A 23,367-nucleotide genomic window follows, 5' to 3' on the forward strand; every position below is an offset into this window, starting at 1 on the left:
TATTTGATCCGTCTAACAGCGTTTCTGCTTCTTGCCATTGTAGCATCGGCTTTTGTCGCGCCTGCGTACTCGCTTACGCCAAGCAGGGATCAGGTTCTCTCAGGAGGGGTATCAGAGTCCCGGCCCCTGACCTCGCTTCCGGCGCAGGCGCCTGCTGCCGCTGCTGCGGACACTGCAAACATCTTTGGCCACCGCGTGCCAAAAAGCGCGATAAGGTCTGATTTTGGCTCGATAAACCTTGGCAGCCTGCAGTACAACGGCGATGTCGGCAGGACGCTCGTGCTTGGCCCCGGCGACTCGCGGGCGCTTGCCGCCGCGCACGTGGTGGGGATGGGCGGAAGCCCGGTACAGGGGCCGTTCCTTGGCGTGGCTTTTTCCAAGAGCCCGCTTGCGCAAGGCGGCTTTACCTACGCAACCGACATGCCTCTTGCATTTGACTCACTGTCTGCCGACGACAACAACAGCAACAACCCTGCGGGCAACGGCGCTTCCGGCCGGCTCTCTGGCGCGTCGATAATCGGCGCCGACCGCGCCGCGTCGCTGTACAACGCAACAGGCAAGGGAGTCAAGGTCGCCATAGTTGACACTGGCTCGGACTTTTCCAACCCTGACATGCGGGACGCGGTTGCAAGGGACGCAAAGGGGATCCCGATAATGCTTGACGCTGACGGGCAGGGCCTCGTTCTCACAAAGGCGAAATACGTTGCCAACATCGACCAAAAGACCGGCGTGATAATGAACTACACCACCACCGGCAAAAACGGCAAGGTGCAACTGCCGGAGAACGTGACTTCGTACACTTATGTCAACGACACAGGCGTCTACCTGAAAACGTCGGAGGGCGAGATACCTGTCTACAACATGCTGTTCCCTACCTTTGGCGCGCCGGTGCTCAGCGGCACTGCAAACGTCGACTGGAAGATAGGCAAGAGCTCGACCGACTATATCCGCTCGATGAGCGGGGTCTACCACTTTGGCGTCGTGTACCAGGCTACCATGAAGCTTGGCACGATATCGCTCGTGCTCATACCTGTGCTCGTGGTGGACAGCACGGAGCCGGGCGTGTACGACACCATAGTCGCAGACATGTCGTACGGCTGGTACTACTTTACGCTAGGCATTGCCGGCGCGTTTCCGCAGACCAACTACCTGATGCCGGCCCAGCCCACCTTTGACTTTACGGACGAAAAGCCGTTCAAGCTTGGAGACGGAAACGAGTTTCTGACATACGACTACAACAGCGACGGCGCCCCCGACTATTCCGCCGGCGTTGCCGGAGCAAGGGTGCTTGACATCTGGCGCGTGACTGACAACAAGACGCAGGTTGTGGTGGCGGACAAGGCGGGCGTTTCGGGCGTGATCTCGGCAAAACTGCTGGAGCCGATGGACCCCGAGGGGAACTATTTCGGCCTGATGTTCGACTTTGCCGGCCATGGGACGGGCACAGCGGCGACGGTCGCTTCAAGGGGGCATACACAATATGACATTTACAACAACTCTACCCGCTACACACTTGCAGGCATGGCGCCGGGTGCCACGATAATACCTGTAAAGTCTCTGTGGATGGGCGACGCGCTCTATGGCTGGCTGTGGGCCTCCGGCTTTGACCTGAAAGACGACGGGAGGTGGGCCTACACCGGCGACCACAAGGCCGACATCATGAGCAACAGCTGGGGCATCTCCAACTTTCCGTTGCTCAAATACGGCCCCGGCTACGACATACTGAGCGTCTTTTCGTCGCTCCTCATGGTGCCCCACGCGCTTGCCAAGGACTACCCCGGGACCCTTGTCGTGGACAGCGTGGGCAACAACGGGCTGGGCTACGGGAGCGTGGGCGCGCCAAACACTTCCCCGCTTGCCATCTCTGTGGGGGCGACTACGAACAACGTGCACCTGCAGTACGGGCCGTTTGCCAACATCACCCGCTTTGGCCCGTCCACTGCAAGCTATGACGACGTCGCCGAGTTTTCAAGCAGGGGCCCAAGCCTGCTTGGGGACCCCAAGCCGGAGCTGCTGGCAGTCGGCTCGTACGGCTTTACGCCGACCGACGTGACACTGAAGAACCTTGACTCGAAACAGGGCGACCCCAACGACGACGGAGCCTTTGCGCTCTTTGGCGGAACCAGCATGGCAGCCCCGATGGTCGCCGGCGCCGCCGCGCTTGTTGTGCAGGAGATGAAGGAGACGGGCAAGGCGCCGGACCCGTTTGCCGTCAAGAGCATCCTGATGTCGACTGCAAAGGACCTGAAGAACGACCCGTTCGTGCAGGGGTCCGGCAGGGTCGACGCGCTTGCCGCAGTCCGGCTTGCCCGGGGCGATTCTGGATTATTCTCTGTCTACACGGACGACACCGCCAAGACGATAATCGACTCGCTCAGGCCGTCGATCTTGACGTACGCGCCGACACTTGGCATAATCAACAACGGCTATCCCGTCCAGATTCCCGGAACGATTCCTGAAATAGGCGGGGCCCGAGAGACGCGCTGGTTTGCCGGCCCTGTAGAGCAAGGGAAAAAGGCGTCAACGGAAATCGTTATTGAAAACCCGTCAAAGAAAGAAGAGCTGAAGGTCGAGCTTTCAAGCACGATTGAAAAGCTGGTGGCGCGCTATGAAGTCAAGAACGCGACAAAGCTGTTCAAGATGGACCCGACACACAGCAACAAAACATTCGGCTACGAGCCCAACTACTATGACCTTGAAAAACTGGCAGGAGGCAAAAAGCTCCCTGATTCTGACCTGATGGTTGCCCGGGTCAACTTTCCGTTTTCCAGCTTTATGAACCAGACGGAACGGTTTGCAGACAACCTGCGCATCGCCTCCGTCTACGGCTATGACTGGCATGACGCCAACGGGGACGGCAAAGTCTCCTACAGCGAGATAGAGATGATAAACAGGGGGGGCGCGTGGGGCACCACCCAGGAGATGCGCATAGGCGACCCGAAGGACAAGTTCACCGGGACGCCTGTCGTGGGTGTCTACCCTGTGCCCACGGTATTCTCGTTCTGGAGCGGCGACAGGCTCATCAACACGACTTCGATGAACTACACGCTTACGGTGGAACTGTACAAGCGCATGCCAAACCCTGACATACAGCTTGGCAAGAGCCTTGTCACTGTCCCGCCGGAAGGAACTGCCAAGGTGAACGCCACTATAGCCGTGCGCAACGATACTCTGTCCGGCGTATACTATGGCGAGATAATGGCAAAAGGGTCCGGTCATAACGTGGTCATGCCTGTAAGCTATATCGTCGCCACAAAGCCCGTGCCAAAGGATGTGCCCGTGGTGATGTCGCCGCCTGGCCCCGTACAGAAGCAAGGAGCAAATGAGATCGAGGGGTCTCTTGGCCTTAGGCCAAACGGCTACGTGGGCGGCCTCTCGGATATGGTGTCGCGCTATGCCGCCGGCGACTGGCGCTCGTACTACTTCACCGTCACCGACCCGACTGTGACGGCAATGACCCTGAAGGTGTCCTGGCCGCACAACTCGACAAGCATAAACGCCATGGCGTACGGCCCTGACGGCCGCATGGTGGCTTCAAGCGTGCCGGCAGGCGTGTTCCAAGAGTTTGCCAACTGGCCGAGCAACGACTGGCTTGGGACCTCTGCCGTCAGCGAGGGCGGCGCGTTCTTTTTCAGCCAGAACGCCGGCGAGCGTTCGACCGTGCTGCACGTGCCGGTGAACGCAACCGGCACCTATTCGCTCCTTGTGCACAACACGCTGTTCCACGGCGAGAGCCTCTACGAGCCGCTTTCGGTGGAGGCGAAATTCTCAACCCTCCTCCCGGACACTACGCCTCCAAAACTGACTGCCAAGGTGCCTGAATTTGTCACCGGCACGACGGTAATGGTCCCGATAACAATAGACGACAGCAACCCCGCAGGGCTGTCATATTCTGTGGACGGCAGGCCCGGGCCTTCTTCCGGCGGCAGTCAGGTGAGGATTGAAGGGGGTACGCTTGCCGAGGGCCCGCACCTTCTGACGGTCGAGTCCAAAGACACTGTGGGCAACTCAGCGTCAAGCTCTTGGCAGTTCACGGTGGACAGGACGCCCCCTGCCGCAGAGCTTTTCGTGCGCAATGATGGCAGCAACAGCAACAATGGCAACAGTACCGAAGCAATAGCCGCCGACAAGCTAGTGATAGTATCAAAGCAGGCAACCCTTGCCTGGAACGTCACCGACGCAAACGGCGTGGCGGGCAAAGTCACTGTGAGGATGCCAGACGCCAAGCCTGCCGTCTATGATCCCCACTCGTCAATGGCGTTCAACTCGACTGCGCTTGCCGACGGCCGATACAACTTTACAATTTCCTCAAAGGACGTGCCGGGCAACAAGGCGACAAGGACGTGGGACCTGGTGGTGGACAACACGCCGCCAAAGGCGTCCGTGGGAGTGAGCGGAGGCGACATTCGGGGCACCACAAAGGTCGCGCTAGGGGTGCAGGACGAAAACTTGAAGTCTGCAATGCTGTCCGTGGGCGACAGAATGCAAGTCAACGTCACCGGCCTTGTCGAGTACGAGCTTGACACGACCGGCCTTCCAGATGGCAAATACGAGGTAAAGCTTGCCGCACTGGATATGGCAGGAAACGAAGGCACTGCAAGCACTGTGCTGACTGTCGCAAATGTCAAGCCCGTGATTGAAACTGTGGCAATCCTTGGCTTGGCAGGCGGGCTTTCGGGAGGGGCCGCCATAGCATGGGTCATTGCGTCAAGGCGGCGCAAGTAGTAACCATCAAGAAATCTTAAATAACGAGCATGGGAAATTTCCCTTAGATGAGCGAAAAGCACGCCTCAAACGTGAACCTTCTAGAGCTTGCGGAAAAGAACTTTGAAGAGACCATAAACGGCAGCAAGCCTGTCCTCGTGGACTTTTGGGCTACATGGTGCGGCCCATGCCAGTTCATGCTGCCGATATTTGACAAGCTGGCCAAAAAGTACGGCGACAAGGTCACCTTTGGCAGGCTGAACGTCGACGATAACCAGGGCGTGGCCATGAGATACGATGTCTATGCTATCCCGACGTTCATCGTCTTCATGAACGGCAAGGCCATCGACAGGGCTGTCGGCGCCGTGGGCGAAAAGGGGCTCGAAGGGCTGCTCCAGAAATACCAATAATAAAGTGAGGTCAAAGGTACCCGAACGCCGGGTCCTCTTTTCTCTTTAGCGCAACTATCAGATTGAATACTTCCTTTTCCTGATCGTTGAGCCTGTGGTTAAAGCGTTCTGCCAGCTGCTTGGCGTTGTGGCTGTTGATGTCCGTGTAGAAAACGTCTCCTTCATTAATCTGCCTGCCTATGGTGGGCTCTTTAAGCGAAACTGCCACCTGCATTCCGGTCGTGGCTTCCTCCATCGATTTTCCGCTGTCCTGGATCTGGTGCACGGTCCCCACCTTCCTCCCCTCGACGTTTATCACCTGCACCTTCTGCCTGAGCTTGCCCACCTGGATCTCGGCGCCAAACACCGCCGGGTCGTTTCTGCGGAACACAAAGCCCTTCATGAACTGGAACCTGCAGATGGGCGGGATCTCGTTGAACAGTATCGACTCTTCGTGCTCCTTCTGGTACGTGACCCAGTCGACGTAGCTCCGGACGAGGTTGTAGATTATGCGCTCGTTGAATATCTTGACGCTCCTGTCCTGAGCCTCGCGTTCTGCGTCATCAAGGACCTTGACGTTAAAGCCGAGCACGACTCCGTGGTAGCGGTCGCTCTCCCTGACGGCAGATGCTTCTATTATGTCGCGCCTTGTGATGCTGCCAATGTCGGCTGTCCTTATTGGGATGCTCTCTTTTTTCAGGAGGTCGATTATCGCCTCAAGGGAGCCTATTGTGTCGCACTTTAGTATGACGCCCGAAGTCTCGGTGCTGACGATCGCGTTCTTGATCTCGCCTTCCACGATTGACCTTAGCCGTTCCAGCTCGTCCTCGCCCTTGGCCTTGTCAAACACGTAGAGCGGGCTTCCGGCAAGCACGCCTTCGAGGTCCGGCGACGTGACCTTTAATCCTGCTGCCGCTGTCACCTCGCTGACCGGCTTGAACTTGTCACGCGGGTCGCGCATCTCGTCAAGAGGCTTGGGCAGCAGCAGCGCCTTTACGCGCGTCTGCACCGCGCTGTCCCTCTTGGCGACTATTATGCTGTCGCCCTGCTTGAGCGTGCCGTCAAGAAGTATGATGTTTGCAGAAGGCCCAAGGCCGGGCTCCTCGTTTATCTCAAGCACGAGTCCCCGCGCCGCGCCTTCGTGGCGCTCTAGCCTCTTGCCCATGAACTGCTGCGTGAGGCCAACAAGGACAGCCAGGAGCTCGGGTATGCCGACCCCCGTCCTTGCGCTCACCGGGACTATGGCTATTTCCTTGGTAAAGTCCTTGACGCGCCAGAACGCCTCTGAGGGGAACCCGAGCCTCGACAGCGAGCCGACAACGGTGTAGATCTTTTCGTCAAGCATCGTCTGGACGTCAGCGCTCTGCTTTTTTGCCTCCTCGGAAATGAACCTTGAGAAGGGGCGCCAGCCGGTCACCCTGTCCACCTTGTTTAGAGCGACTACAAAGGGCACCCTGCGCTTTTTGAGGATCTCGATGCTCTCTATCGTCTGCGCCTCAAAGCCCTTGTTCACGTCCGCGACAACGATTGCAATGTCTGCCGCCGACCCTCCCCTCATGCGCAGGTTTGCAAAAACCTCGTGACCCGGCGTGTCTATCACAAGCAGGCCTGGTATCGGGGTTTCTGACTTGGCAAGCCTGTCGTAAAGGGGGCCTGTGACTTCTTTTATGGTGTCAATAGGAAAAAAGCTTGCGCCGATGTGCTGGGTAATGCCTCCGACCTCGCGGGCCTGGACGGCTGTCCCGCGTATCTTGTCCAGTAGGGACGTCTTGCCCGAGTCTGCATGGCCTAGAACTACTACTACTGGCTGCCTAAGTTCCAAGGGTCGCTAGCCGAAAATGACTCGCGACTCTTTTATGAAGCTTTCAGGCGAGTCGGAAGCGTGGATGATGTTGTCGGTAAAGCCGAGGCCAAAGTCGCCCCTGATAGTCCCGGGCGCCGCCTCAAACGACTTGGTCGCCCCTATCATTATCCTTGTCGTGGCGACCGCGTTGTTGCCTTCAAGAATGCAGGCGACCACCGGGCCGGAGGATATGAACGACACGAGGTCGCCAAAGAACGGCTTGTCCTTGTGGACAGAGTAAAACTCTTGCGCCTTTTCCTTTGTAAAGTTGTAGTATTTCAGGTTCTTTATCACAAAGCCCTTTTCCTCAAAGCGGGCCAGGACCTTGCCGGTCAGGCTGCGCCTAAAGCCGTCTGGCTTGACAACTATGAGTGTCTGCTCGACTGCCATCTAAAAATCTCACTTCTTTGTGCGCAGGCCGCCCTTGACGTACTTGCTGGTCCACTTTAGCCTTCTCGGATCGCGCTTTAGCAGGCGCAGGTTCTTCTTGCACTTGCTGGAGCACGTCCACTGCACCTGGCCGTCGTTTCTGACCAGCATGATGCCGTGACCTGCCGTTATGTGGCGACCGCAGAAGAAGCAGTTGCGAAGAGATGTTGCTTGCTTGCTCATTTCTATATTATCACCTTATTTTGCGAGCCTCGCGCTCGGTTTCCCTCAGCATGAGGATGTCCTTCATCCTGACTGCGCCCTTGACGTTTCTTGTCAGGATGCGGCCCCTGTCCTTGCCCTCGAGAACCTTGACTCTTACCTGTATGACCTCGCCTGCAATGCCCGTCCTGCCGACGATCTGGATGACCTCGGCGGGGACGACCTTTTCTTCAGCTGCCTTGCTGCTCATAATTTATCTGGCACCTGCCTCTCGCCGTTTCTACTCCTTCTTTGCCTTCAAACCTGCGATGGAGTTGACTACCTGCTCGACGATGTGCTGGGCCTCGCCTGCCTCTACGATTGTGGCGGCGGCGGATCCGACGTCGATGCCAAGCGACATGCCAAGCTGCTGCTTGCTTGGGACAAATATGTAGGAAGCGTTCCTCTCTTCGCAGAGTATCGGCAGGTGCGCCACCACCTCTGGCGGCTCGACGTCCTCGGCAATGACTACGAGCTTGGAAATTCCGCGCTCGATTGCCTTGGTCGTCTCGTTCGTGCCCTTGCGGACCTTGCCGCTCTGCTTTGCCACGCGCACAGCCTCGTAGGCCGCGTTGGCCAGGTCTTTTGAAACTTCAAATTTTACGAAATATGGTTTGCTCATGATATCACCCTATGGGATCATCCGATTGCTTTCTAGTTGATTCAAAGGCGTATTAAAAACGTTGTCAATACGCTCATTGTGCCATTTTCGACCTCACGATCCTCGAATATTCGTCTACCTTGGAGTCAAGGAGCGCCCTGTCTGTCGACTCGGCGTACATGCGTATCAAAGGCTCCGTGCCACTTGGCCTCACCATAAGCCACGTCTCGTCGTCGATCCATATCTTGACCCCGTCCATAGTCTCTATCCTCTTTGGGCTTCCGTGCTCCATGCACGCTTGTACCACCTTCTCGACAACCTCGCGGGAGCTGCACACGAACTTTGTCTTTAGCTGGAACGTCCTTGGAAGCTTTTCCACGAGCTGCGAAAACGACTCGCCGGCAGCTGCAAGCATGTCAAGCACGAGCGCCGCCGTCATGGCGCCGTCCCTCACCTCGTTTATCGGCCCGTACATGAAACCGCCGTTTTCCTCAAGGCCCATCGGCGCCTTGCGCCTTACCATCTCCCTTGACACCTCGACGCTCCCGACCTTGGTGTGCACGACCTTCAGCCCCGCCTCTTCTGCGACCTTTGAGAGCACCATCGACGTGTTTACCGGGCAGACTATCTCGGCGCCTTTGTGCCTCTGCGCAAGCAGGTTCTTTGCCAAGAGCGAGCCGGTCTTGTCGCCCCAGTAGATGCTTCCCCTATCGTCGCAAAAGATGCTCCTGTCGCCGTCGCCGTCAAACGCGACGCCAAAGTCCGCCCTGCCGTTTCTGACGGCCTCTGCTAGCACGCCCAGGTTGTCCGGCGTGGGCTCTGATCCCCTGCCGGGAAAGTCGCCGTCGATGTCTCCGTTGATGACTAGTACTTTGCAGCCAAGCTTTTTTGCGATTATCGGGGCGACGACAGCCTGCGCGCCGTTTCCTGTGTCCATTGCCACTGTAAAGTTCCTGGCGCGAATCCTGTCGGCGTCGACAAGTGACAGCACCTTTTCCATGTATGCGGGAATGACGCTGTCGTCCACGTACTGGCGGCCGTGCCCTGCCGTCGTCGCAAACTTTTTCGAATGATAAATGTCCTCGACTGCCAGCTCGTCTTCCCGCGATATCTCCACGCCGTCTGATGCCGCAGGCTTGATGCCGTTGTACTCTGGCGGGTTGTGCGACGCCGTAATCATGATGCCTCCGTTGTAGCCGAGCCTCTTTGCGGCATGCTGCAGGCACGGAGTCGGGACCAGCCCCGCGTCGGCAACGTCAAGGCCTGCCGAGTTGAGCGTCGCGCGCACCAGCCTTGAAACCGCCGGGCTGGACCTGCGTCCGTCGTACCCGACCACTATGGGGCCCTTTTTGTAATACGTGGCAATAGCGTACGTCAGATCAATGACAAGGTCGCTTGTGAAATCCTTGCCCCAAACGCCTCGCACCCCGTTTGTACCAAATAGTCTTGCTCTTTGCTGATGCATCCGCAGAGGATGCAATGTGACAATAGATAAATTTGGCTGCTGCCCGCTTGTGCAGGTGCGCGCGCGGGGGTCGCCAAGCCCGGTCAACGGCGCAGGGCTTAGAATGGGTATGCATTAGCCCCTACAACCCTGTTCCTTAGGGATTCGTGGGTTCAAATCCCACCCCCCGCACCACTTCTCTTTTATACTCGCATGTGTGCGCGTTTCCAGTGGACTACAAATACAAGCGTAGTGGTTCTGTTGAATCTTCGGGTGTTGGAATTGGGTGTTGAATTTTGGGTGGCAGGCAACCCCCTCTCCCAAGAGCTCGCTGTTAAATAGCACCTCATAGAAACCCGCATTGTTGAAAAGAAGATTCTATACGGCCATAAGTGGTTTAGATATGAAAATTGACAGATTACAAGTAGGCAACGTAACTTTCGTTAGATCGCATTCACAAATACCTGAAGACACTCTAGCTCAGAAAGCCTTTAGTAAACTAATGGCAACAACTCCCGATGATCTAAATTTATTCGAATGTATGCTAAAAGACAAATTTACAAAATGTGCGATAGCTGTTATCGATGTTGAAGCTGATGACGAAAAGACAGCTGAAGAAGTCTCCGAGGATGAGATTGAGAAAGCACTGAATGTTCTGAGATTCTATCTAGCAGGGTTATCTGAGAACGATCCTTTCTTTTACAAGATGTTCATTGGAATTGAAGGCATAACCAATACTGGACTCACTGCGACCGTAATTATTGATGATGATAATCAAAAATTCTTCTTTTCTTCGAGCAGAAAAGGAGCTCATAGAGGGTACGAGCTTGATTCGACCAAGTATCAGAAAATGCTTGACTTTCACTTTGAAAGAGTGAGTGCGATTCTGGCAACACCTGAAGATTCTAGAAGCCAGATGGAAAATAGCATATTGACATCGATAATATTTTTTGGTTCAGGGATGAATGAGCGTTTGCTCCGCAATACTTTTGTCAGTTTTGTTATTGCATTAGAATCTTGTCTATTGAGAAGATGTGAGAAAGACAAGTCGGGAAACATTGCCAATGGAATGTGCGCAATGTTACAGATTAAGCCTGAATATAGGCGAGCTATCCACGAAAAGGTTGAATCGTATTATGATATACGATCAGACATAGTTCATGAAGGTGTAGATAATGTTGTAGAAGGAATGGTGTTCGAAATTTGCTATTTGACCTTCAATACAATAATGCGTCTAGTTGCCCATAGTAAGGAAATCAAGGATAAGGATGAATTGAGAAAGAAGATACGTGAGGAATTAAAAGAAATAAATAGAAAAACCAAGGCCCAATGCACCTAGATTTCGTCTCCTTTACATCATAAACCGTTTGAACCTCTCACGGCTCTTCCCAACAGTTCTTTCCATCCATTGACATCTAGACCCGCGACCTGTCCCGGCGTTTTTCCGTCTAGTGCTATATGTGGCTTTACGAAATTGTACTGTATTCTCTGCCCGTCAATAATCGGCGTTTCAACCGTCTTTAGGCCACGCAGTACCTTTGTCCTTTCCCGTACAGTGCCATTCATCCTTTCAATCCTGTTATTGTTGGCAGTCTTTTTCCGTATGCCGCTCTGTACGCGCTCTGCGTTTGGAAACACCTTCACGCCTGAATGATAGTGCCTTAGCGCGTCAGTATGCACCTTCTCAGGCGTTATGCCGTGAGCGTTCTTGGCAGCTTCTTTGAAGGCATCTATTGCAGCAACCACATCTCTTTTCTCGGTCAGCTTTGACGCTATCAAAAAGCGCGTTTCCCTGTCCATGATGTTCCAGAGAAAGCCCATGCTGTACCCGTGCTGCATAACATTTCCGTCTCTTGTCCTTATGAAAACCTCGTCAGCGTGCCATGTCGTTGATAATTGAGGCGCTAGGCTGTTTACGTACTCTGTTATTATCGGGATGTACTTCTGAATCCAAGTGTAGATTGTGGAATAGTTTATGTCGATTCTAAAGTGGTCAGACAGGTTGCGTGCAATCTTTCTTAGTGATAGCCCCGAAAAGTACAAGTCCAGAGTCAGGGTTACTAGCTCTGGACTGAATTTCGCTTTCTTGAGCAATGATGGCTCGGTGAATTTGTGTTGGCAGTCCTTGCACTTGAAAACCTGTTTGCCGCTTGACTGGCCGTACCTGATTGTACGGATGGAACCGCAGCGATCGCATGGAATAGCATCTTCCGCAAACACTTTCGGCTTTGGTTCGTCGCGCAGGTACGTCTTTGTGGCTATCATCATGCGTACAGCGAAAATATGTTTGCAGGCTTCCACCTGTCGGTATTCAAAATCGGGGCAGGTACAGACCCAGCTTTGGCCTATGAGCCTGACTTCATAGCTCATGGAGCCCATCTGAGAAGGCACCTGAAAGCTCCCGTCTTGGTTTTCGACTATATTCTTGCTATTGCTTTCAAGCAGCTCCAGCCCTCTCTTCATCCGTGCTTGCGAATCGTATGCGGATTTTTGTGGTTGCATTAGTATGGTCATTAGTATTATCATACTATGATTAATATAAAGATTATGTTGTATCATAATACATATATTATAGTCTGCATACTAAGTGCTGTATATGCCAGTGAAATATACCGTGACTGTTACCTCAGTGGGTAGCAGTTCTGTCATAGTGGTTCCAAAGCCAGTACTGGAAGGATTTGGCTTGAAAAAGGGCGACAAGGTTGATCTGATTGTACGCGATGACGGCATCTACATTCCGATTGCTCCACAAGACAAGGGCATCGTTGAGCCAACAATAAAAGAGGACGAGGTTTCTTGACCGAGGCCAAGCGTGAATATAGAAAGGCTGTCAATTTCGCTACAGTTTACGCAGACGGAGCTATCGTTCATTTCGGGCTGGATACATGCAGGATCATATTCTATACAGAAGAGATCGAGATCGAGGAAGATGGTTCGGGCATCGCAAATAACAAGAGCGTTGCCTTACTGAAGTATGAGGTCGTTTTGCCTAGGAGTATTCTCAAACACATGGCTACAGAAACGTACAAGCTCGGCCAATTAGAACACTATGCGATTAAAATCGAAAGGTCAAAGCACGACACCGACGAGAGGGTTACGCAAGCATACTGGGAATTTGACAAGGAACTAGGCTCCATCTATTTTGACACCTACAAGGACTTGGCTAATCAGCAGATTCGCGGACTAGCTGACAAGTTTAACGATTTGACGGCTATCGCGGGTCTCAGAAAAGAGGATTTAGAATCAGAGGGGAACGCTGATGAAAATGAATGAAAATAATATCGTACGATGTTCAAGCTGCAACGCGCCTTTAATCTACGAGGAATTGAAAGATCATATCTGTTTTACAAAGAAGCTAGTCGAGGCGCGATTTGATACCAATGACAACAAGGTTTACGCATTTGATGGAAAAAGATGGTATCGCTGGTTCCCGCCCACCCAAAATTCAACACCCAATTCCAACACCCGAAGATTCAACAGAACCAGCGTAGTTGTAGATTCTGCTGCTGTTAGTTCTTTTATTGTGGCAGGTTTACGCATGTTCATGCATAAAGTCGGCTTCTCTTCATGATGAAATAAATATCAGAAAATGAGCTTGCGTCCTGTCGTGAAAGTAGAACTAGAAATGTACATCGACGAAGAAGACGAATCGATCGTCCTGAAGAACGTTTCAGAAATAACGAAGCACGCAAAAGAATTGGGGTTCAAGCTGGGCGAACTTGAATTCAAAAACAGGGAATACGACAAGCGCGAAAAGAAAGAAGAAGAAAAAGGGAACAAGGAAAACAAGAAACGCCATCATGGCCATCATCACGGCAGGTAACAGAAAAAGGCATGACGATGGTCGCAAGGCAGACGTACTGCACAAATTGCAAACAAAACGTCGACATTGTTGATGGCAAGTATCTAAGGCTTGCAAACAAAAGGGCCGTTATTGAAGGTCAATGCCCTGCATGCGGCACAAAGCTCCTGAAGGCAAAGCTGTTGCCTAGAAATAGCGTTTTCGTGGTAAAAAGAAAAAAGAAGAGAAAGGGCCTGCTAAAGAAGTAGTAGCAGTAGCAGCACCCTTTTACTTTTTATCCTGTATTTCGAGCCTCGCCAGTATATCTTCCATAGTCTGCTCGTCTTCCAGCTCGTCCTTCAACAGCTCTAGCGCAAGCTCGTACGTCCCGTGATCCTTGTCTTTTGTGGCGTTTGCCAAGTCGTTGTACAACCCGATTGCCGCCCGTTCAAATTCAAGCGCTTTTTCGACTGCGCTTCTCAGAGAAAGGTACCTCTTTGGCTCCAGCTTGCCTACCCCGCTTTCCTGCTCCCACCTTGCAGGATCGTCCGTGGGGTTTGTCCCCAGTTCCATCAGCCTTTCGTTGACTTCTTGCGCATGTCCCAGCTCTTCCTTTGCCCTATCTTCGAAAAAGTTCTCGTGCAGGACTCCAAGGCCTTCAATGTTGTTGGCCACGTACTGAAAGTAGTGAAAGGTCGACATTTCAAACGCGTATGCCTTGTGGAGCATGGCGATTGTTCCGTCTACGCCCGGTCCTGCAATTTCTAATGCCTTCTTGCCCATGACATTAATTCAGTAAACTTTCTCGTATTTAACAATTTTACACAAAATTAGGCTGTCCTAACGAATTCTTATTATATATTAGTGTTAACTAAGAAGTTTATTGATCGCAAAATATGGTTCTTGTTTCAAATTGTTGAGAAAATTGTCTTGGTTGATGGCCGAGACTTTTACGTGCAGTATAAAGAATAATGAAAAAAAGTGTTGCGCAAAGTCAGCCCTTTGCGGGTCTATCTGGCGTTGATATGGCGCTTTTGTGTACGAATACGGGTCTCTTACTGCTGCTGCGAACCTTTTTGCTCTACATCGGCAGAGGCAGCAGGGTTTTCCTTCTTTCTTGGCAGTTCCAGCCCGATTATTCCCATCATAGAATCGCCGATTGGCTCAAATATCGTCCTGAGCGACTCCTCGTCGTAAAAACGGGTAATCTCGCTCAATTTTGCTTCTATCTTTTTTTGCTCGATTTTCAAGAGGACGTATCTTGCAATCAATGCCTTGACCTCGTCTGCCTTGTCCTCCTGAATGATGTGCTTTGACGCCATGTGCTTATTTCATGCCTCCAAGTTGCTAGCACTGCACACGTCTCTATGGCGCGTTTTTGAGCACGACGACCGATCCGTACCTGATCTGGGTCTCGTTTAGCGCGTACGTCATCTGTTCCATGGGGTCCAGTATTCCGTTGGTGTTTTCGCAAATGAATATGGTTACGTCGGAATCCTGCGGCTGTTCCTCATTTTTCAAAAGGGAGGAGGAAGAAGAAGATCTTGTTCTGGTGCTCGACTCTTTATTGTTCATGCGGGCCGCAGTTAGGCCAGCCTAATATTTAAACGGTCTTGATGGTGGTAGTGTTGTTGTTATTCTTCTGCCGCGATGCTCTTGGTCGGGCCAGCTAACCTAGTATTTTTTACCCTAATCCGCATTTTGTGCATACAAGATTTACAACGAGACTTTTTTTTACTTGCCGCGCTTGAACTCGACGGCCATCTTGACTATCTGCTTGTGCATCCTTGCGTCGCCTGCAAGCTCGGGATGGAACGAGGTGCCGATGATGTTCTTTTGCTTCACCGCGACTATCTTGCCTGCGTGCCTTGCGATTACTTCGACGTCCTTGCCGACCTCGCTTACGGCCGGCGCCCTGATAAAGACGCCCCTGAACGCGTCCTTGCCGAGCATGTCCATTTTCAGGTCCGTCTCAAAAGAGTCGTTCTGCCTGCCAAACGCGTTGCGCTCTATCACGATGTCGAGATTGCCAATCGTTTTCTGCTTGGTCTCGCCAACGACGTGATCAAACGCCCTCTTGGACAGCATTATCATGCCCGCGCACGTGCCGAGCACTGGCATGCCTTCTGCAATGCGCTTTTTCAGCGCCGGAAGCGAGCGCTGGATTGCCGCAAGCGAGCTCTGCACCGTGCTCTCTCCTCCAGGCAGTATCAGCGCGTCGATTTTCTCCACGTCTTCGGCGTACCTTACAAGCTGTATCTTGCCGTCTATCTTTAATTCATCAAGCGCCTGCCTGGTTGCAGCGACGTTTTCCTCGATGTCGCCCTGAAAGCCAAGGACGCCTATCGTGACATTATTATTCTTGCTCAAGCCGACTGCCCCCTCTCCTGCATGCGAAGCTCTAGATTCTTCGTGTCAAGGCCAAGCAGCGACTTTTTCTCGTCGACCATCTTTTGCGCCTCCTTGACTATCTTGGCGTCGTCGTAGAACGTCGTTGCAAGCACTACTGCGCGTGCGCGCTGAGCCGGGTCGTCCGACTTGAATATTCCTGATCCTACAAACACGCCGTCGCATCCAAGGTTCATCAGAAACGCCGCGTCAGCCGGAGTCGTTATTCCGCCTGCCGCAAAGTTCACGACGGGGAGCCTGCCGAGCCTTGCCGTCTCTTCGACTATGGCAAACGACACCTTTAGCTCGCGCGCCGCCTTCATCAATTCTTGCTTGTCGTCGTCGAGGTAGTGCGACCTTATCCTGCGGATCTCGTTGTTTACCATGCGTATGTGCGTGACTGCCTCCGCCACGTTGCCGGTGCCCGGCTCACCCTTTGTGCGTATCATGGCCGCGCCCTCTTCAATCCTGCGCAGGGCCTCGCCGAGGTTCTTGCCGCCGTTTACAAACGGGGTGGTAAAATCCCACTTCCAGATGTGGCGCTCCTCGTCTGCCGGCGTCAATACTTCGCTTTCGTCAATCATGTCGACACCCGTGACTTCTAGCACCTTTGCCTCGTCGATGTGGCCGATCCTGCACTTGGCCATTATCGGGATCGTGACTGCGTCCATTATCTCCTCAATTACCTTGATGCTTGCCGTCCTTGCGACGCCTCCTGCCTTTCTCACGTCGTACGGCAGCTTGTCAAGCACCATAACCGCGACCGCGCCAGCTTCTTCTGCTATCTGCGCCTGCTCGACGCTCGTCACGTCCATGACTACGCCGTGCTTTTGCATGTGTGCAAAGCCGCGCTTTAGAAGGGTGGTGCCGCGAACCGCCTTGGCGCTCTCGCCGGCGGCATCGACCACCTTGATGCCCTTTGCGCCCGGCTCGCTTGCGACAAGCGAAATGGTCATATTTTATTACGACTGCAATTCGCTAAAATGCGTTATATAGATATTGTTTTAGCTAGCCAGTGCTAGTTGTTTTTTACGTCTTGCTTGCGATTATTCCGTCAAGCTGGGTGCCTACTTGTGTTATTAGCGACGGGATCGTGCCGTCGTACGCGTCCGGCTCGACCCAGCTGATCGTCTTTTGCCTGTCCGGGGTTTTTACTGAAAGCGTGTAGCTGACAAAGTTGTTGCTTGCGTTTTGCGACTGGGGATAGTCGGTCTTTGGTATGTCCATAAAGCCCGTTTCAAGCACCAGCCCCTTTATCCTGGTAAACTCGTCCCTGTTGAGCGAAAACCGCTGTGGCACCGGCATGTTCTTTTGGCGCGGGTCAGTGTTTGTGTACGTGGCAGAGCCGTCCTTGTCTATGGTCAGCGTTTCTAGCTGCGTTGTGACGAGCAGGCCGCCTCCCTCTGTCTTTGTCAGGTGCTGCCTGTTGTACTCGATGGTGATGTCCTGCGCTGCAGGCTGCTGGCTGATGTTTGGTATGGCAATCAGCACCGCCATCACTATGACAATGCCTGCGATGGCAAAGACGAACTTGTTGACCAACGGCTACTGCTTTTCAATAGCATGCTGGCTTTGTAATAAATTAAACGATGCTGGGGACGCAAAAGAGATATAGCCAAAATTGCCGGTTTTCTATTGGTAGCACACACACTTGTTGTCAGAAGAGGCAGTGAAGATAGAGACGACGCCCGAGCTTGTCAGCCGGGTGTACGACAAGCTTGAAGCAAATGTTGCAAAATTCCGTAAAATAACCAACAACAGGCCGCTCACGCTTGCCGAGAAAATCCTGGTGGGTCACCTTGACGGCAGCGATGTCTATGAACCAGAGAGGGGCAAGAGCTATGTTTTCCTGAACCCTGACAGGGTGGCGCTGCAGGACGTCACCGGCCAGATGACAATTCTCCAGTTTGCGCAGGCAGGCTTGAAGCGCGTAAAACTTCCAACTACTGTGCACTGCGACCACCTCATCCAGGCCAAGGTCGACAGCGCCACAGACACGAGGTTTGCAATCATCCAGAACAACGAAGTGTTCCAGTTCCTAGAATCTGCGTGCAGGAAATACGGCATCGGCTTTTGGAAGCCGGGCGCCGGCATCATCCACCAGGTCGTGCTTGAGAACTATGCGTTTCCCGGCGGCCTCATGATAGGGACCGACTCGCACACGCCAAACGCCGGCGGCCTTGGCATGGTCGCAATAGGGGTCGGCGGCCTCGATGCGGCGGAGGTGATGGCAGGCATGCCGTGGGAACTGCTGTACCCAAAGCGCATCGGCGTGTACCTGAAAGGCGAGCTGAACGGCTGGGCCGCGCCAAAGGACATCATACTGTACGTCGCATCAAAATTGACGGTGTCAGGCGGCACGAACGCGATAATCGAGTATTTCGGGCCCGGAGCAAGGTCCATCAGCTGCACGGGCAAGGCGACGATAACCAACATGGGCGCAGAGATCGGCGCCACTTGCTCGGTGTTTGCGTACGACGAGCGCATGGAGACGTACCTTCGCGCCACAAACCGTGGCGCACTAGCCGACCTTGCAAACAAGCACAGGGCGCTGTTGACAGAGGACCCGGAGGTCGAAAGGGACCCCGCAAAATACTTTGACCAAGTGATAGAAATCGACTTGTCAAAGCTGGAGCCGCACATCGTGGGTCCGCACACGCCCGACCTCGCAAGGCCGATATCCCAGATGGCGCAGGACGTGAAAAAGAACAACTACCTTGACAGCATCTCTGTCGCGCTGATTGGAAGCTGCACCAACTCTTCGTACGAGGACATGTCACGCGCTGCCGACATTGCAAAGCAGGCAAAGGAGCACGGGATGAAAACGCCAGTGTCGCTGCAGGTGACGCCCGGATCAGAGATGATCCGCGCGACCATAGAGCGCGACGGCCAGATGAAGGTGTTGCAGGACATTGGCGCAAACGTGCTTGCAAACGCCTGCGGCCCGTGCATCGGCCAGTGGAGCCGGCCGGAGCTCAAAAAGGGCGAGCCAAACACAATCGTCACGTCGTACAACCGCAACTTTCCCGGCAGAAACGACGGCAGGCGGGAGACGATGAACTTTATCGGCAGTCCAGAATTAGTCATTGCGCTTGCGCTTGCAGGCAGGCTGTCTTTCAACCCGATAACCGACGAACTGACGGCGCCTGACGGCACAAAATTCAAGCTGCATCCGCCAGGGCAGGCCCCGGAGGTCCCAGAGAACGGCTTTCAGAACTCCAGGGACGTCTACGTGGCGCCGGCGGCAGACCCTGACAGCGTACAAGTGGTCATCGACCCAAAAAGCGACAGGCTGCAACAGCTTGCGCCGTTTGCGCCGTGGGACGGCAGGGATTTTGAAAAGCTGCCGGTGCTTGCCAAGACCAAGGGCAAGACCACCACCGACCACATATCGCCTGCGGGCGCCTGGCTGACATACCGGGGGCACCTTGACAGGATAAGCGACAACCTCCTCCTTGGCGCGGTCAACGCTTACAACGGCCAGGTTGGAAACGGCAAGAACCAGCTGAGCGGCCAGGTAGAGCCGTTCCCGCACGTTGCACGCGAGTACAAGGCAAAAGGGATCAAGTGGATCATAGTAGGCGACAGCAACTATGGCGAGGGTTCCAGCAGGGAGCACGCGGCCATGACGCCGCGCTACCTGAACTGCGCGGCAGTAATCGTAAGGTCGTTTGCAAGGATACACGAGACCAACCTGAAAAAGCAGGGCGTCCTTGCGCTCACGTTTGCCAATCCTGTCGACTATGACAAGATACTCGAAGACGACCGGCTGAGCATCGTCGGCCTGAATGACATGCAGGCAGGCAAGCCAGTAAAATGCATCATCTGCCATGCAGACGGCAGGACCGAAGAAATAGAGCTAAAGCACTCGTACAATTCTGCCCAGATCGAGTGGTTCAAGGCCGGCTCTGCCCTCAACCTGATGCAGTCAAAATAACACAAGCCATTTTTTTACGGCTTGTCAGTCGGCGAAATGGGGAGGACCGAGTCGATTTTTATCGTTCCTGCTATGTCATAGATGCGGTACTGTTCGGTGGCTCCGTAGGAAAACACTCCTGAAATCCGGAATTGCGCGTTTGTGAATTCCGATCTTAAGAGTGTCGGCTCGTCCCCTGAAAGTTGTTCGATGTTGCTCAGCGCATAATGCCTGCCGCCAGAGCCTTTGAATCCTGGGGTACATTCTGCAGTAGTTGCACCACCAAAAAGGCCTTGTTTGTGCGGGAGGCACACCACCTGTCCTGCGATGCTGATAATCTTGCCATCCTGCATGCGGTACGGGATGTCTCCGAATGCAACGACAATGATTCCTGCTGTAGCAACAACTGCTGCCGCAGCGACAGCCGCGGTAGCCTTGAGCCGCGCTATCATCATAATCGTCGTGCCTTACAAAACAAGAAACACTATACTTTAGTTTTTATCCAAACGCGACAAAGTATAATAACTTTGGACACGTTGAGGCAGTAGTGACGGCAAGCGAGGAAGTTGTCAGGTGTGACAACTGTGGCAACCCCATCGACGCGTGCATGTGCGCATGCCCGTATTGCGGCAAAAAGGACACCTGCGACTGCTGCCTGCTTGACGCCGCGACAGGCGGCTGACCTGTGATTATAATAAAAAACCTGTAAACCATTAAAAGCAAGCATTGGGCAGATTTTCATGCAATGATAGTAAACTCGCTCAGCTGGGTAATCGGCGGAGCCCAGGGAAGCGGCGTCGACTCTGCGGCAAACATTTTCTCACGCGCCTGCGCAGTGGGGGGCCTCCACGTGTTTGGCAAGCGCGAATACTATTCCAACATCAAGGGCGAGCACAGCTACTTTACCGTGCGCGTGGCAGAAAAGCGCATCAGGTCGCCGGTTGACGAGATAAACATACTGGTGTCGTTTGATGCCGAGACGGTCTTCCGCCACTTTGACGAGGTGACTCCCGGCGGCGCAATATTCTACGATTCAGACGCCGCCGAGACTAAACTGAGCGAGGTGCCAACGGTTGACGACTATGCTGCGGCCCGCATCCAGGGCACGCTTGAAAAGGCAGGCCTGGAGCTGACCGTGCAGGGTGCGCTAGAGCACGCAAAAAAACGCGGCGTGACACTTTACCCACTGCCATACTTCAAGCTACTGGAAGACTTTGCGCAGAAGATGAACGACCCGTCGCTTAGCAAGCTGGCAAGGATGACAAACGTGATGGCCCTTGCCGCGTCGATGGCGCTTTTGGAATTTGACATCGAGATCCTTGCAAGGGGAATAAAGCACATCTTTCACGCCAAGCAGCGCGTGGCAGAGCTCAACGTCAAGGCCGCGTACCACATCTATGAATACGCAAAGAGCAAGTTTGCAAGGGACGGCTTTAACTACCGGCTTACTACCCGGGCGCCGGAGCCCGGCATCATTGCCGTGCAGGGCAGCCAGTCGTCTGCCCTGGGCAAGATGGTGGCAGGCTGCCGGTTCCAGACATACTACCCAATCACGCCTGCGTCAGACGACAGCGAGTTTCTCGAATCAAATGAAGTCCTCGAGCTTTACGACTCGGGCAAGAAAGGATCCACGGTGGTGGTCCAGACCGAGGACGAGATTGCCGCAATCACTATGGCCATAGGGGGCGCGCTTGCAGGCGCAAGGTCTGCCACTGCGACCTCTGGCCCCGGCTTTTCGCTGATGGCAGAGGCGATGGGCTGGGCCGGCATCAACGAGGTACCCGTCGTCGTCTCGCTGTACCAGCGCGCAGGCCCGTCCACCGGCCTCCCCACGAGGCACGAGCAGGGAGACCTGCAGTTTGCAATCCACGCCGGCCACGGCGAATTTCCAAGGATCGTCCTTGCGTCAGGAGACATCGAGGAGAGCTTTTACGACACGGTCAAGGCGTTCAACCTTGCAGAAAAGTACCAGCTGCCCGTCATCCACATGCTGGACAAGGCAATAGCAAACAGCATCACCACGTGCCCCGCCTTTGACCCTGCCCGGGTAAAGATAGAGAGGGGCGCAATAGCGACAAAGATAACGGACGCAGAGAGGGGCGCGGCCGGCAACTATTTGCGCTTCAAGCTTTCCGACAACCCGATAAGCCCGAGGATTCCTCTTGGCACGGAAGGCGCGATTTTCTGGAACACCGGCGATGAGCACACCGAGGAGGGCCACATCACCGAGGACCCGGAGGTGCGCAGCAGGATGGTGGAAAAGAGGATGGGCAAGCTGGAGATCGCCCTGAAAGAGATACCTGACGAGGACAAGGCCATGATGTACGGCGAAAAAGACGCAGAAATAGCGATAATCGGCTGGGGCTCGACAAAGGGCGTGGTGCTTGACGTAATGGAAAAGCTGGCTGAAGAAGGGATAAGGACAAAGTTCGTGCAGGTGCGCCTGCTAAACCCGTTCCCGGCAGACCTGGTCAAGTCGATGATAGGAAATGCAAAAGTGGTTGTCGATATTGAGATGAACTATACGTCGCAGCTGGGCGCGCTAGTCAAGCAGCATACGGGCATAGAGCCGGGCCACCTCGTCGTCAAGTACAACGGCCGGCCGATGTCGCTTGAGGAAGTTTATAACGCCGTAAAGAGAATAACCAGCGGCAAGGCTCCAAGGAGGCAGGTGTTGAAAAATGGCACTTAAGCTGGCAGACTACAAGACAGACGTCCACAACGACTGGTGCCCGGGCTGCGGCGACTTTGGAATACTGAACGCCATCCAGATGGCGCTTGCAGACATGCAGGTGCCGCCGCACAAGGCCACGATATTTTCCGGCGTCGGCTGCTCGGGCAAGACGCCGCACTTTATCCGGACGTACGGCATCCACACGCTGCACGGCAGGGTGATGCCCTTTGCGCAGGGCGCCAAGCTGTCAAACCCTGGCCTTGAGGTTATTGCGGTAGGAGGCGACGGTGACGGGCTTGGCATCGGCGCCGGGCATTTTGTGAGCGCGGGCAGGCGCAACGTGGACATGACCTACATCATATTCAACAACGCCGTCTACGGGCTGACAAAGGGGCAGGCGTCGCCGACCCTGAAACTAGGCATGAAGACAAAATCATTGCCGCAGCCAAACGTCAACAACTCTGTCAACCCGATAGCGCTTGCGCTTGTCGCCGGCTTTACCTTCATCGCGCGGGGCTACTCGTACGACGTGCGCCACCTGAAGGACCTGATAAGAAAGGCGGTGGAGCACAAGGGGCTTGCGTTCGTGGATGTCCTTCAGCCATGCCCGACGTACAACGACATCAACACCAAGGAATGGTTCTCTGGCAGCAACAACATCGACCCAGTTACAAAGAAGGTGATGCCTCGCATCTACAAGCTGGAAGAAACAGGCTATGACGGCATAGTCCGCGACCCGGCAGAGATAAATGAAAAGATGGGCAAGGTTATTGAAAAGGCAAACGAGTGGGGAGACAAGATCCCGATCGGCGTGTTCTACCAGAACGAGCACATACCCACGTTCCAGGAAAGGATAAGCGCAAGGATACCAAACTACGTCGAAAGCCCGCCGGCAAAGCAAGAGATAGCAGACCTGTCGGGCAAGACGATCACAAACATTGAGAAATTGCTGGACGACTACCGGCTGGACAGGGAAAACTTTTGATTAAGGAACCTC

25 protein-coding genes and 1 tRNA gene are annotated in these 23,367 nt (G+C 54.0%); 12 read left to right on the forward strand and 14 right to left on the reverse strand.

Annotation, left to right across the window (positions count from 1 at the left end):
- Positions 1-3 precede the first annotated feature (3 nt).
- Positions 4-4,725 (forward strand): S8 family serine peptidase, encoded by a 4,722-nt coding sequence (locus NVIE_RS13990; protein WP_075055807.1) that lies wholly within the window; start codon positions 4-6, stop codon positions 4,723-4,725.
- A gap of 47 nt (positions 4,726-4,772) precedes the next feature.
- Positions 4,773-5,114 (forward strand): thioredoxin, encoded by a 342-nt coding sequence (trxA, locus tag NVIE_RS13995; RefSeq protein ID WP_075055808.1) that lies wholly within the window; start codon positions 4,773-4,775, stop codon positions 5,112-5,114.
- Positions 5,115-5,124: 10 nt separating this feature from the next.
- Here the strand turns inward: trxA and infB are convergent, their stop codons facing one another.
- From infB to glmM, 6 genes are all read right to left on the reverse strand, one after another.
- Positions 5,125-6,915, reverse strand: coding sequence for a translation initiation factor IF-2 (gene infB / locus NVIE_RS14000; RefSeq protein ID WP_075055809.1), 1,791 nt, complete (start codon positions 6,913-6,915; stop codon positions 5,125-5,127).
- A 6-nt stretch (positions 6,916-6,921) separates the two neighbouring features.
- Complete coding sequence (ndk, locus tag NVIE_RS14005; RefSeq protein ID WP_075055810.1) at positions 6,922-7,326, reverse strand: nucleoside-diphosphate kinase; 405 nt, start codon at positions 7,324-7,326, stop codon at positions 6,922-6,924.
- 9 nt (positions 7,327-7,335) lie between these two features.
- Complete coding sequence (locus NVIE_RS14010) at positions 7,336-7,548, reverse strand: 50S ribosomal protein L24e (protein ID WP_075055811.1); 213 nt, start codon at positions 7,546-7,548, stop codon at positions 7,336-7,338.
- A gap of 10 nt (positions 7,549-7,558) precedes the next feature.
- A complete protein-coding gene (locus NVIE_RS14015; protein ID WP_075055812.1) occupies positions 7,559-7,777 on the reverse strand; it encodes a 30S ribosomal protein S28e in 219 nt (72 codons plus the stop codon).
- A 30-nt stretch (positions 7,778-7,807) separates the two neighbouring features.
- Positions 7,808-8,188: a 50S ribosomal protein L7Ae gene (rpl7ae, locus tag NVIE_RS14020; RefSeq protein WP_075055813.1), complete on the reverse strand. Its 381-nt coding sequence runs from the start codon at positions 8,186-8,188 to the stop codon at positions 7,808-7,810.
- A 73-nt stretch (positions 8,189-8,261) separates the two neighbouring features.
- On the reverse strand, positions 8,262-9,632 hold the full coding sequence (gene glmM / locus NVIE_RS14025; protein ID WP_075055814.1) for a phosphoglucosamine mutase: 1,371 nt from the start codon (positions 9,630-9,632) through the stop codon (positions 8,262-8,264).
- Positions 9,633-9,695: 63 nt separating this feature from the next.
- On the opposite strand from glmM, the gene NVIE_RS14030 reads away from it, so the two are divergent.
- Together NVIE_RS14030 and NVIE_RS14035 are read left to right on the forward strand one after the other, a co-directional pair.
- Positions 9,696-9,806 (forward strand) — tRNA-Leu (locus NVIE_RS14030).
- Positions 9,807-9,975: 169 nt separating this feature from the next.
- A complete protein-coding gene (locus NVIE_RS14035) occupies positions 9,976-10,950 on the forward strand; it encodes a HEPN domain-containing protein (protein WP_144239778.1) in 975 nt (324 codons plus the stop codon).
- A gap of 17 nt (positions 10,951-10,967) precedes the next feature.
- Here the strand turns inward: NVIE_RS14035 and NVIE_RS14040 are convergent, their stop codons facing one another.
- Complete coding sequence (locus NVIE_RS14040) at positions 10,968-12,074, reverse strand: DDE-type integrase/transposase/recombinase (protein ID WP_084790930.1); 1,107 nt, start codon at positions 12,072-12,074, stop codon at positions 10,968-10,970.
- Between the two features lie 133 nt (positions 12,075-12,207).
- Between NVIE_RS14040 and NVIE_RS14045 the strand changes: the two genes are divergently transcribed.
- The 4 genes from NVIE_RS14045 to NVIE_RS14060 all read left to right on the forward strand — a co-directional run bounded on the left by NVIE_RS14045 (position 12,208) and on the right by NVIE_RS14060 (position 13,661).
- A complete protein-coding gene (locus NVIE_RS14045) occupies positions 12,208-12,411 on the forward strand; it encodes an AbrB/MazE/SpoVT family DNA-binding domain-containing protein (RefSeq protein WP_075055816.1) in 204 nt (67 codons plus the stop codon).
- On the forward strand, positions 12,408-12,884 hold the full coding sequence (locus NVIE_RS14050) for a hypothetical protein (RefSeq protein WP_075055817.1): 477 nt from the start codon (positions 12,408-12,410) through the stop codon (positions 12,882-12,884). The genes NVIE_RS14045 and NVIE_RS14050 overlap by 4 nt, the downstream gene beginning before the upstream one ends.
- Before the next feature lie 334 nt (positions 12,885-13,218).
- Positions 13,219-13,434 (forward strand): hypothetical protein, encoded by a 216-nt coding sequence (locus NVIE_RS14055; protein WP_144239779.1) that lies wholly within the window; start codon positions 13,219-13,221, stop codon positions 13,432-13,434.
- 11 nt (positions 13,435-13,445) lie between these two features.
- Positions 13,446-13,661 (forward strand): DUF5679 domain-containing protein, encoded by a 216-nt coding sequence (locus tag NVIE_RS14060; RefSeq protein WP_075055819.1) that lies wholly within the window; start codon positions 13,446-13,448, stop codon positions 13,659-13,661.
- Positions 13,662-13,680: 19 nt separating this feature from the next.
- Here NVIE_RS14060 and NVIE_RS14065 read toward each other — a convergent pair whose 3' ends face one another.
- The 6 genes from NVIE_RS14065 to NVIE_RS14085 form a co-directional block, all read right to left on the reverse strand.
- The gene (locus tag NVIE_RS14065) at positions 13,681-14,175 is read right to left on the reverse strand and encodes a ferritin-like domain-containing protein (RefSeq protein WP_075055820.1); all 495 of its coding nucleotides are present in this window, start codon (positions 14,173-14,175) and stop codon (positions 13,681-13,683) included.
- 272 nt (positions 14,176-14,447) lie between these two features.
- On the reverse strand, positions 14,448-14,714 hold the full coding sequence (locus NVIE_RS14070) for a hypothetical protein (protein WP_075055821.1): 267 nt from the start codon (positions 14,712-14,714) through the stop codon (positions 14,448-14,450).
- 43 nt (positions 14,715-14,757) lie between these two features.
- Positions 14,758-14,967: a hypothetical protein gene (locus NVIE_RS15015; protein ID WP_144239780.1), complete on the reverse strand. Its 210-nt coding sequence runs from the start codon at positions 14,965-14,967 to the stop codon at positions 14,758-14,760.
- A 159-nt stretch (positions 14,968-15,126) separates the two neighbouring features.
- Complete coding sequence (gene pdxT / locus NVIE_RS14075; RefSeq protein WP_075055822.1) at positions 15,127-15,762, reverse strand: pyridoxal 5'-phosphate synthase glutaminase subunit PdxT; 636 nt, start codon at positions 15,760-15,762, stop codon at positions 15,127-15,129.
- Entirely contained in the window at positions 15,759-16,736 is a 978-nt protein-coding gene (gene pdxS / locus NVIE_RS14080) for a pyridoxal 5'-phosphate synthase lyase subunit PdxS (protein WP_075055823.1), read from the reverse strand. The genes pdxT and pdxS overlap by 4 nt, the downstream gene beginning before the upstream one ends.
- A gap of 73 nt (positions 16,737-16,809) precedes the next feature.
- On the reverse strand, positions 16,810-17,322 hold the full coding sequence (locus tag NVIE_RS14085; protein ID WP_075055824.1) for a hypothetical protein: 513 nt from the start codon (positions 17,320-17,322) through the stop codon (positions 16,810-16,812).
- A gap of 127 nt (positions 17,323-17,449) precedes the next feature.
- On the opposite strand from NVIE_RS14085, the gene NVIE_RS14090 reads away from it, so the two are divergent.
- Complete coding sequence (locus NVIE_RS14090; RefSeq protein WP_075056231.1) at positions 17,450-19,717, forward strand: aconitate hydratase; 2,268 nt, start codon at positions 17,450-17,452, stop codon at positions 19,715-19,717.
- 14 nt (positions 19,718-19,731) lie between these two features.
- Here the strand turns inward: NVIE_RS14090 and NVIE_RS14095 are convergent, their stop codons facing one another.
- Positions 19,732-20,151: a hypothetical protein gene (locus NVIE_RS14095; protein WP_075055825.1), complete on the reverse strand. Its 420-nt coding sequence runs from the start codon at positions 20,149-20,151 to the stop codon at positions 19,732-19,734.
- Between the two features lie 92 nt (positions 20,152-20,243).
- On the opposite strand from NVIE_RS14095, the gene NVIE_RS16210 reads away from it, so the two are divergent.
- The 3 genes from NVIE_RS16210 to NVIE_RS14105 all read left to right on the forward strand — a co-directional run bounded on the left by NVIE_RS16210 (position 20,244) and on the right by NVIE_RS14105 (position 23,355).
- Complete coding sequence (locus tag NVIE_RS16210) at positions 20,244-20,378, forward strand: hypothetical protein (RefSeq protein ID WP_258914140.1); 135 nt, start codon at positions 20,244-20,246, stop codon at positions 20,376-20,378.
- Positions 20,379-20,441: 63 nt separating this feature from the next.
- On the forward strand, positions 20,442-22,388 hold the full coding sequence (locus NVIE_RS14100; protein ID WP_075055826.1) for a 2-oxoacid:ferredoxin oxidoreductase subunit alpha: 1,947 nt from the start codon (positions 20,442-20,444) through the stop codon (positions 22,386-22,388).
- Positions 22,378-23,355, forward strand: coding sequence for a 2-oxoacid:ferredoxin oxidoreductase subunit beta (locus NVIE_RS14105; RefSeq protein ID WP_075055827.1), 978 nt, complete (start codon positions 22,378-22,380; stop codon positions 23,353-23,355). The genes NVIE_RS14100 and NVIE_RS14105 overlap by 11 nt, the downstream gene beginning before the upstream one ends.
- Positions 23,356-23,367 lie beyond the last annotated feature (12 nt).

The sequence above is a fragment of the Nitrososphaera viennensis EN76 genome (assembly GCF_000698785.1).
Lineage (GTDB): Archaea > Thermoproteota > Nitrososphaeria > Nitrososphaerales > Nitrososphaeraceae > Nitrososphaera > Nitrososphaera viennensis.

Bases quoted from the DNA above. Each gene is read 5' to 3' on its own strand.
- trxA (WP_075055808.1), top strand. From the start codon at position 4,773: ATGAGCGAAAAGCACGCCTCAAACGTGAACCTTCTAGAGCTTGCGGAA.
- ndk (WP_075055810.1), bottom strand. From the start codon at position 7,326: ATGGCAGTCGAGCAGACACTCATAGTTGTCAAGCCAGACGGCTTTAGG.
- NVIE_RS14010 (WP_075055811.1), bottom strand. From the start codon at position 7,548: ATGAGCAAGCAAGCAACATCTCTTCGCAACTGCTTCTTCTGCGGTCGC.
- NVIE_RS14015 (WP_075055812.1), bottom strand. From the start codon at position 7,777: ATGAGCAGCAAGGCAGCTGAAGAAAAGGTCGTCCCCGCCGAGGTCATC.
- rpl7ae (WP_075055813.1), bottom strand. From the start codon at position 8,188: ATGAGCAAACCATATTTCGTAAAATTTGAAGTTTCAAAAGACCTGGCC.
- glmM (WP_075055814.1), bottom strand. From the start codon at position 9,632: ATGCATCAGCAAAGAGCAAGACTATTTGGTACAAACGGGGTGCGAGGC.
- NVIE_RS14040 (WP_084790930.1), bottom strand. From the start codon at position 12,074: ATGAAGAGAGGGCTGGAGCTGCTTGAAAGCAATAGCAAGAATATAGTC.
- NVIE_RS14045 (WP_075055816.1), top strand. From the start codon at position 12,208: ATGCCAGTGAAATATACCGTGACTGTTACCTCAGTGGGTAGCAGTTCT.
- NVIE_RS14060 (WP_075055819.1), top strand. From the start codon at position 13,446: ATGACGATGGTCGCAAGGCAGACGTACTGCACAAATTGCAAACAAAAC.
- NVIE_RS14065 (WP_075055820.1), bottom strand. From the start codon at position 14,175: ATGGGCAAGAAGGCATTAGAAATTGCAGGACCGGGCGTAGACGGAACA.
- NVIE_RS14070 (WP_075055821.1), bottom strand. From the start codon at position 14,714: ATGGCGTCAAAGCACATCATTCAGGAGGACAAGGCAGACGAGGTCAAG.
- NVIE_RS15015 (WP_144239780.1), bottom strand. From the start codon at position 14,967: ATGAACAATAAAGAGTCGAGCACCAGAACAAGATCTTCTTCTTCCTCC.
- pdxS (WP_075055823.1), bottom strand. From the start codon at position 16,736: ATGACCATTTCGCTTGTCGCAAGCGAGCCGGGCGCAAAGGGCATCAAG.
- NVIE_RS14095 (WP_075055825.1), bottom strand. From the start codon at position 20,151: ATGATGATAGCGCGGCTCAAGGCTACCGCGGCTGTCGCTGCGGCAGCA.
- NVIE_RS14100 (WP_075055826.1), top strand. From the start codon at position 20,442: ATGATAGTAAACTCGCTCAGCTGGGTAATCGGCGGAGCCCAGGGAAGC.
- NVIE_RS14105 (WP_075055827.1), top strand. From the start codon at position 22,378: ATGGCACTTAAGCTGGCAGACTACAAGACAGACGTCCACAACGACTGG.